A 2,919-nucleotide genomic window follows, 5' to 3' on the forward strand; every position below is an offset into this window, starting at 1 on the left:
TCCGAACGCGACTGGACGAAGGTCGCCAGACGCTCCGCCTGACCGGCCAAACCAGCGACCGACCGACCCGACACCACCCACGGCACCACCGGCAGCTCAACACTCCCGTCCCCGACGCCAGGCTCAGCACCACCGACAGGAACAGCATCAGCAGGTGCCTGCTCGATGATCACGTGCGCGTTCGTCCCCGAGAACCCGAACGACGACACACCCGCACGCCGAGGCCGCCCCACCTCCGGCCACGGCACCGCCTCAGTCACCAAACGAACAGCACCGGCCTCCCAGTCGATGTGGGAGGACGGAGCATCCACATGCAAGGTCGCCGGCACGATCCCGTGCCGCATCGCCGCAACCATCTTGATGATCCCAGCCACACCGGCGGCCGCCTGCGCATGACCGATGTTCGACTTCACCGACCCCAACAGCAACGGCCGCTCCTCCGACCGCCCCTGCCCATACGTGGCCAACAACGCCTGCGCCTCGATCGGATCACCCAACCGCGTACCCGTACCGTGCCCCTCCACCACATCCACGCCGTCCGGACCCACTCCCGCGCTGGCCAGCGCAGCCTTGATGACCCGCTGCTGGGCCGGACCATTGGGCGCGGTCAGACCGTTGGACGCGCCGTCCTGGTTCATCGCCGTACCAACCACCACCGCCAGGACCCGGTGACCATTGCGCCGCGCGTCCGACATCCGCTCCAGCACCAGAACACCGACACCCTCACCCCAACCAGTGCCGTCCGCAGCCTCCGCATACGCCTTGCAACGCCCATCCACCGCCAGACCCCGCTGCCGCGAGAAATCGATGAACGTCCCCGGCGTCGACATCACCGTCACACCACCCGCCAACGCCAGCGACGACTCCCCCGACCGCAACGACTGACAGGCCAGATGCAACGCCACCAACGACGACGAACACGCCGTATCCACCGTCACCGCCGGACCCTCAAGACCCAGCGCATACGCCACCCGACCCGACGCCACACCACCCGAACCACCAGTACCGAGATACCCCTCGGCCTCCTCGGGCACGACATCGAACGGAAGGTAGTCGTGATAGATCAGACCCGCGAAAACACCGGTTGCGCTACCGCGCAACGCCCCCGGGTCGATCCCGGCGTCCTCCAACGCCTCCCACGACGTCTCCAACAGCAACCGCTGCTGCGGATCCATCGCCACAGCCTCACGCGGACTGATCCCGAAGAACTCCGCGTCGAACTCACCAGCGTCGTAAAGGAACCCACCCTCGTTCGAATAGGACTTGCCCGCCGCCTCCGGATCAGGGTCATAGACATCCGCAGGCCAACCCCGGTCCGCCGGAAACGCCCCGACCGCGTCCCCGCCCGAGGACAGCAACGCCCAGAACTCCTCCGCAGACGTCACCCCACCCGGGAAACGACACCCCATCCCCACGATGGCCACAGGCTCCTGCTGTCGCCCCTCCAACTCACGCAGGCGCTCTCGGGTCTGGTGCAGATCGGTGGTGACCCGCTTGAGATAGTCACGAAGCTTGTCTTCGTTCGCCATCCAATGACGCCTTCCTCATTGCGCACGGTGGTACGGCATTACGCACGGTGGTACGGCGGCGTACTCAGATCCCGAGCTGGTTGTCGATGAAGTCGAACATGTCGTCGTCGCTGGCCGACTGGATCCTGTCGGCGACCGAGTCATCGCCGTCGGCCTCACCGGATCCGCCGGCATCGCTCAGCACGGACAGGATGTCCTTGAGCCGTGCGGTGACCCGCGCCCGGGCGGCGTCGTCGCCCATGATCTCGGTGAGCGACGCTTCGAACTTGTCGAGTCCGGAGTAGGCCGCGAGAGCAGTGGCCTCCTCGTCGACCGATCCGAACATCTCGTCCGCCAGGAAGTCGGCCAGGGCGGTCGGGGTGGGGTAGTCGAACACCGCCGTGGCGGACAGACGTTGCCCTGTGACGTTGTTCAGCCGGTTGCGCAGTTCGACCGCGGTCAGCGAGTCGAAGCCGACGTCGCGGAACGAGCGCTCCGCGTCGATACTGTCAGGCCCGGACATGCCCAGGACCAGAGCGGCCTGCGCGGCAATCATTTCCCGCAGGGCTTCCTGCCGCTCGACCGGGCTCACCCCGGCCAGGCGCTCGGCCAGGACGTTCTGCCCATCGGCAGTGGTCTCTCCGACCGTACGACGGGCAGGACCGCTGGGCCGAACCCCACCGGCCAGGACGGACAGCAGCGGTTGGATCTCCCTCGAACCGCGGATCGCAGCCAGGTCCAACCGCGCTGCTACGAGCAGCGGTTCGGTACGGGCGGTGGCCGCGTCGAACAGGGCGAGTCCGTCGGCGTCGGACAGCGGCAGCATGCCCTGCCGGCTCATCCTCTGGCGATCACCCTCCGTCAGCTCACCCGCCATGCCCTTCTCCCACGGCCCCCAGGCCAGGGACACAGCGGGCAGGCCCTGCTGGCGCCGGTGCGCGGCCAGCGCGTCCAGGAAGGTGTTGCCGGCCGCGTAGTTGGCCTGCCCCGGGTTGCCCCAGACTCCGGCGATCGAGGAGAACAGTACGAAGGTGTCCAGGTCGAGGTGACGGGTCAGCTCGTGCAGATGCCAGGCCGCATCCACCTTCGGCCGCATCACCGCCTCCAACCGCTCCGCAGTCAGCGATCCCACGACCCCGTCGTCGAGAACACCCGCCGCATGCACCACACCACTCAGCGACGGAACACCCCGCAGCACACCCGCCAGCTGGTCACGGTCCGCGGCGTCACAGGCCACCACCTGCACACTCGTCCCACCACTGGCCAACTCCGCCACCAAAGTGGCCATACCGAAGGTAGACGGCCCCCTGCGCGAGACCAGCACAAGCCGCTCCACCCGACCCGAGCCCGCCAGATGCCGAGCCACCAACCCACCCAACGCACCCGACGCACCCGTCACCAACACCGTCCC

The 2,919-nt window shown here is 67.7% G+C and carries 2 protein-coding genes; both read right to left on the bottom strand.

Annotated features, from left to right (window positions below):
* Window positions 1-1,529: beta-ketoacyl synthase N-terminal-like domain-containing protein (locus ACFZCP_RS45810; protein WP_391443223.1), on the bottom strand; the 1,529-nt coding region annotated here is incomplete at its 3' end.
* Between the two features lie 64 nt (window positions 1,530-1,593).
* The gene (locus ACFZCP_RS45815; protein WP_391443225.1) at window positions 1,594-2,913 is read right to left on the bottom strand and encodes an SDR family NAD(P)-dependent oxidoreductase; all 1,320 of its coding nucleotides are present in this window, start codon (window positions 2,911-2,913) and stop codon (window positions 1,594-1,596) included.
* Window positions 2,914-2,919: the final 6 nt, after the last annotated feature.

It is taken from the genome of Streptomyces sp. NPDC007971, from assembly GCF_042958635.1.
Lineage (GTDB): Bacteria > Actinomycetota > Actinomycetes > Streptomycetales > Streptomycetaceae > Streptomyces.